This is a genomic window from Acidimicrobiales bacterium (genome assembly GCA_036399815.1).
Taxonomy (GTDB): domain Bacteria; phylum Actinomycetota; class Acidimicrobiia; order Acidimicrobiales; family DASWMK01; genus DASWMK01.
Window position 1 is genome coordinate 1 of the sequence record DASWMK010000257.1, and the last position, 5,693, is coordinate 5,693.

Below are 5,693 nucleotides of genomic sequence, written 5' to 3' on the forward strand. Positions count from 1 at the left end.
CGAGGCCGAGGGCGACGAACTCCCACACGGCCGCCTCCCGGTTGGCGTCGTCCACCTTGTTGACGGCGAGCAGCACCGGCCGGCCGGCCCGGCGCAGCAGCCCGGCGACCCGGCCGTCCTCCTCGGTGACGCCGACCGTGACGTCGACGACCAGCACCACCACGTCGGCGTCGCCGATGGCCCGCTCGCTCTGGGCGCTGACCTTGGCGTCGAGCGGGTCGCCGACCCGGCCGGCGGCCAGCCAGCCGCCGGTGTCGACGGCGAGGAACCGCCGCCCGGCCCACTCGGCCTCGACCTCCTTGCGGTCGCGGGTGACGCCGGGGCGTTCCTCGACGATGGCCACCCGGCGGCCGACCACCCGGTTGACGAGGGTGGACTTGCCGACGTTCGGGCGGCCGACGACGGCGACGACGGGCAGGGGCACGGCTCAGCGCCCGCCGAGCGCGGCCCGCAGGGCGATGCCGTCGGTGGGGACGACCTCGACCGGGCGGGGCAGGTCCTCGGGCCGGGTGCCGTCGAGGAACACGCCCCTGGACAGGCACACGTCGGGCAGCAGGTAGCGGTGGCCCTCGGGCTCGGCGGCGAGCACCCTGGCCAGGTCCTCGCCGACGAGCAGCCCGGCCACGCCGACGGTGCCGCCGAAGAACCGGTTCTCGACGGGGACGACCCGCACGTCGGGGCGGCCGATGCGGTCGAGGAGGGGGCGGAGCACCGCCGCGCCGTACGTGCCCGTGAGCACGGCGACCGGCGCGTCCCGGCGGGGCCGCAGGGTGACGATGCCCGGCGCGCCGCCGGCGGCGCCGGTCCCGCAGGCCGAGCCGGCGGCCGGGACGGCGGCGCCCGCGCCTGCGCCGGTCCCGCAGGCCGAAACGGCAGCCGGGTCGGCGGCGCTCGCGTCTGCGCCGGTCCCGCAGGCCGAGCCGGCGGCCGGGCCGGGAGCGGGCCCGGCCGCGGCGACGGGTGCCAGGCGGGGGGCCCGGTAGCCGTCGGCCGGGGCGCCGTCGACCCAGGCGAAGAACCCGGGCTGGACCCCGGTCGGGCGGTCGGCGCCGCCGGTCAGCTCCAGCTCGAGCGTCCTCGCCATGCCGACCCCGTCCTCGTGCATCGGAAAGCCCTCGTAGGCCTCGGCCGGCGGGAACGGCCGCCCGGCGAGCAGGTAGTACTCGTCGGCGGCGAAGGCCAGGCGGCGGCCGAGGGCGGCGAGGAACACGCCCTGCCAGTCCTCCACGGCGTCGACAACGGCGGCCGCCTCGCCGGGAGTGTGCGGGCGGAGGCTGTCGCTGCGGGAGAAGCGGCTGATGCCGAGCGGGACGACGCACAGCGTGGCGAGCTCGGGGTAGCGGTCCAGCACGTCGGCCAGGGTCCCGTCGAGCACGGCGCCGTCGTTGACCCCGGGGCAGACCACGACCTGGCCGTGCACCTCGATGCCGGCGTCGAGCAGCGCCCGCAGCCACCGCAGGCTGGTCGCCCCCCTGCGGTTGCGCAGCATGGCCGCCCGCACGTCGGGGTCGGTGGCGTGGATGCTGACGTGCAGCGGCGACAGCCGCTCGGTCACCACCCGCTCCAGGTCGGCCTCGGTGAAGCGCGTCAGCGTCGTGAAGTTGCCGTACAGGAACGACAGCCGGTAGTCGTCGTCCTTCAGGTACAGGCTGCGGCGGAGCCCGGGCGGCAGCTGGTGGATGAAGCAGAACTCGCAGGCGTTGTCGCAGGTCTGCACCCGGTCGAACAGCGCGGACGCCACGTCGGCCCCGAGCGGCTCGCCCGGCCCCTTCGCCACCTCGACGGTGACGGCCACGCCGCCCCGGTCGACCTCGATCTCGACGTCGGGCTCGTCGACCATCAGCCGGTACTGGATGACGTCGCGGGGCACCCGGCCGCCGATCGAGACGATCTCGTCGCCCGGCGCCAGGCCGGCGCGCGCCGCCGGCGAACCGGGCGCGACGGCGACGACTCGGGCAGCGGGCACGGCGTCCCAGGCTACCGGGGGGCCGCCGACGGGCCGCCGGTAGCCTGGACGGGTGCCCGTCGAACGCGTCCTCCTCGCCGCGCCCAGGGGGTTCTGCGCCGGCGTGGAGATGGCCATCAAGGCGCTGGCCTGGATGGTGCGGGCCTTCGAGCCGCCCGTCTACTGCTTCCACGAGATCGTGCACAACCAGCGGGTGGTCGACCGCTTCCGGCAGGCCGGCGTGGTGTTCGTGGACGACATCGCCGACGTGCCGCCCGGCCGCCCGGTGATGCTGTCGGCCCACGGGTCGGCGCCCGAGGTGGTCGAGGCGGCCAGGGCCGGGGGCGGCTGGGTGGTCGACGCCGTGTGCCCGCTCGTCACCAAGGTCCACCACGAGGTCAAGGTGCGGGCCGGCCGCGGCTACCGCATCGTCTACGTCGGCCACGAGGGCCACGAGGAGGCGGTCGGCACCATGGCCGTCGCCCCCGGCGCGATCTCGCGGGTGGAGACCGAGGCCGAGGTGGCCGCCCTGCCCGACTTCGACGAGCCCGTCGCCGTGCTGGCCCAGACCACGCTCAGCCATCGCGACTGGGCCGGCGTGCTCGACGCCGTGCGCGACCGCTACCCCGAGGTCTGGATGCCGGGGCGCAGCGACCTGTGCTTCGCCACCACCAACCGGCAGTCGGCGCTGATGGAGATCGCGCCGCGGTGCGACGCCGTCGTCGTCGTCGGGTCGGCCAACTCGTCGAACACGAGGGCGCTCGAGAAGCTGGCCGTCGACGGCGGCTGCCCCAAGGTGCTGCGGGTGAACGGCCCCGAGGAGCTGCCCGGCGACCTGTCCGGCACCGTCGGGGTCACCGCCGGCGCGTCCGCCCCCGAGCAGGTGGTCGAGGCCGTCATCGCCCGCCTGGCGCCGGTGCACGGGGTCGAGGAGGTGCGGGTGACCGAGGAGGACGAATACTTCCCGCCGCCCCGGGAGCTGCGCGAGCTGCTCACCGCCGTCGACGTGGCCGCCACCGCCCTGCTGGCCGGGCCCCTCGACGGCCGGCCGACCCTGCTCGACCGGGCCGTGCCGGCGAGCGACGTCCTCGCCGCCCTCGTCTAGCGGTCGCCGGCCGGCAGCGGCGGGTTGGGCGACCCGACCCGCTCCTGGGCCAGGTCGAACAGCTCCTGGAGCTCACGTTGGAGCCGGGCCGACGCGGCCTTCACCGCGCTCCTCGGCACCCGCTCCCCCGCGGTGCCGTCGCCCACCGTGAACGGCCGGCCGACGACGACCGCCACCCGCACCGGCCGGATCCACTTCGCGCCCCTCGGCATGGCCCGCTCGGACCCGCCGATGCCGACGGGCAGGATGGGCACGCCGGCCCGGCCGGCCACGTAGGCGGCGCCGTCGAAGATCGACTCGACGACCGGCCCGGTCCGCCGGGTCCCCTCCGGGAACAGCACGACCGGCTCGCCCGAGCGGATGACCTCGAGGCAGGTGCGCAGCGCCTCCCGGTCGGCCGCCCCCCGGCGCACCGGGAAGGCCCCGAGCGCGCTGATCAGCCAGCCGAGGGCGCGGGACCGCCACAGCGAGTCCTTCCCCATGTAGCGCATGCGCCGGGTGGTGACCGAGGAGACGAGGAAGAAGTCGAGGTTGGAGCGGTGGACGGGGGCGAGGACGAACGGGCCGTCGGCCGGCACGTGCTCGCCGCCCTCGACCCGCAGCCGCAGCCAGCCCCGGCCGAAGGCGACCAGCAGCCCGCGGACGAGCCGGTAGAACGCGAGCTTGGCCGGACTGGCGTCCCGGCGGCTGCCCGGGGCCGGCCCGGCGGTGGCGCCGTCGGCGGGTCGCGCCGCGAGGTCGTCGGTCATCCCGGGAACCTCCTGGCCAGCTCGTCGACGATGTCCTCGACCGACCGGTCGCTCGTGTCCACGACCACCGCGTCCTCGGCCGCCCGCAGCGGGCTGTCGGCCCGCCCGCTGTCGGCCGCGTCCCGCCTGGCGAGATCGGCGGCGACGTCGGCGTGGCCGGCGTCGGCCATCTCCCGGCTCCGGCGGGCGGCCCGCACCTCGGGCCGGGCCGTCAGGTAGGCCTTCAGGCCGGCCCCGGGCACGACCACGGTGCCGATGTCGCGGCCCTCGACCACGCCGCCGCCCATCTCCTCGGCCCACTCCCGCTGGCGGCGCCGCAGCTCGGCCCGCACGCTCGGGTGGGCGGCCACGGCGCTGACCACGCCGGTCACGTCCGGGCCCCGGATGGCGGCGGTGGCGTCGACCCCGTCGACGGTCACGCGGTCGCCGTCCACGACGAGCGCGGCCTCCCTCGCGATCCTCGCCACCGGCTCCTCGTCCGCCGGGTCGACCCCCTGGCGGAGGGCGGCGAAGGCGACCGCCCGGTACATCGCCCCGGTGTCCAGGTGGCGCAGGCCGAGCCGGGCGGCGAGGGCGCGCGCCACGGTCGACTTGCCCGACCCGGCCGGCCCGTCGATGGCGACGACCCGGCGCTGCCACGCCTCGCCCCCGGTCACGGCGTGCACCGTCGCAGGTCCTCCTCGAATCCGGGGTAGCTGGTGGCCACCGCGTCCCAGCCGGTCACGGTCGTCTCGCCGGCCGCGGCCAGGCCGGCCACCGCCGCGGCCATGGCGATCCGGTGGTCGCCGGCGGCGTCGACCACGGCGCCCCGCAGCCCGCCGCCGCCGGCCACGACGAAGCCGTCGGCCAGCGGCGCGACCCCCGCGCCGAACGCCAGCAGCATGGCCGCCACCGTCGCCAGCCGGTCGCTCTCCTTCAGCCGCAGCTCGCCCAGGCCGGTGAACCGGCTCTCGCCGTCGGCGCAGGCCGCGGCCACGGCCAGGGCCGGCACCTCGTCGACCAGGCCGGGCACCTCGTCGCCGCCCACGTCAATGCCCTTCAGCGGGCCGCCCCTGGCCCGGACGGCGCCGGCCCGCCGGTCGACCTCGAGGTCGGCGCCCATGCGGGCGAGCACGTCGAGGAACCCGGCGCGGGCCGGCCCCAGGTACAGGTCCTCGACCACGAGGTCGGCGCCGGGGACGGCGCAGGCGGCGACCACCCAGAACGCCGCCTGCGACGGGTCGCCGGGCACGGCCACCGCCGTGCCCCGCAGCCGGGAAGGGCGCAGGCGGACGGTGCCGGCCTCCCGGTCGACGGCCACGTCGGCGCCGAAGGCGGCGAGCAGCTCCTCGGTGTGGGCCCGGGTGGCGGCCCGCTCCCGCACCACGGTCTCCCCGTCGGCGGCCAGCCCGGCCAGCAGGACGGCGCCCTTCACCTGCGCGCTCGGCACCGGCAGCTCGTAGTCGATGCCCCGGAGGCGCCCGCCCCGCACGACGAGGGGCGGCCACCGCCCGCCGCCCCGCCCGTCGACGGTCGCGCCCATGGCCCGCAGCGGCGCCGCGACCCGGTCCATCGGCCGGGCGGCCACCGAGGCGTCGCCGGCCAGCACGCTGATCCCGTCGACGCCGGCGCACACGCCGGCCAGCAGGCGGATGGCCGTGCCGGAGTTGCCGACGTCGAGCACCGCCGCCGGCTCGTGCAGCCGGCCGCCGGTGACCCGCACCTCGCCGTGCACCTCGTCGACCGCCGCGCCCAGCGCCTCGACCGCGGAACGGGTGCGGGCGACGTCGCCGCCGGCGGACAGGCCGGTGATCGTGGTCGTGCCCCCGGCCAGGGCGCCGAGGAGCAGGGCCCGGTGGGAGACGGACTTGTCCCCCGGGACCCTGAGGCGGCCGCGGACCGGGGTCGGGCCGGT

At 77.6% G+C, this 5,693-nt stretch carries 6 protein-coding genes; 1 reads left to right on the forward strand and 5 read right to left on the reverse strand.

Annotation, left to right across the window (positions count from 1 at the left end):
- Both VGB14_19470 and VGB14_19475 read right to left on the reverse strand, forming a co-directional pair.
- Positions 1-424, reverse strand: a 424-nt coding sequence (locus tag VGB14_19470; GenBank protein HEX9995113.1) for a GTPase, incomplete at its 3' end; no start/stop codon positions are given.
- Positions 425-427: 3 nt separating this feature from the next.
- Positions 428-1,966, reverse strand: a complete 1,539-nt coding sequence (locus tag VGB14_19475) for a DUF512 domain-containing protein (protein HEX9995114.1) — start codon at positions 1,964-1,966, stop codon at positions 428-430.
- Positions 1,967-2,018: 52 nt separating this feature from the next.
- Here VGB14_19475 and ispH point away from each other — a divergent pair, with 52 nt between their 5' ends.
- The gene (ispH, locus tag VGB14_19480) at positions 2,019-3,050 is read left to right on the forward strand and encodes a 4-hydroxy-3-methylbut-2-enyl diphosphate reductase (protein ID HEX9995115.1); all 1,032 of its coding nucleotides are present in this window, start codon (positions 2,019-2,021) and stop codon (positions 3,048-3,050) included.
- Here the strand turns inward: ispH and VGB14_19485 are convergent.
- The 3 genes from VGB14_19485 to aroA all read right to left on the reverse strand — a co-directional run.
- The gene (locus tag VGB14_19485; GenBank protein HEX9995116.1) at positions 3,047-3,799 is read right to left on the reverse strand and encodes a lysophospholipid acyltransferase family protein; all 753 of its coding nucleotides are present in this window, start codon (positions 3,797-3,799) and stop codon (positions 3,047-3,049) included. The two genes, ispH and VGB14_19485, sit on opposite strands and share 4 nt — an antisense overlap.
- Positions 3,796-4,464: a (d)CMP kinase gene (gene cmk / locus VGB14_19490; GenBank protein HEX9995117.1), complete on the reverse strand. Its 669-nt coding sequence runs from the start codon at positions 4,462-4,464 to the stop codon at positions 3,796-3,798. Before cmk ends, VGB14_19485 begins: the two co-directional genes overlap by 4 nt.
- Positions 4,452-5,693 (reverse strand): 3-phosphoshikimate 1-carboxyvinyltransferase (gene aroA, locus VGB14_19495; GenBank protein ID HEX9995118.1); only part of this gene is annotated, 1,242 nt, incomplete at its 5' end. The genes cmk and aroA, both read right to left, overlap by 13 nt.

What these genes read in the sequence shown, in the direction of transcription:
- VGB14_19485 (HEX9995116.1), bottom strand. Translation starts at nt 3,799, where the DNA reads ATGACCGACGACCTCGCGGCGCGACCCGCCGACGGCGCCACCGCCGGG.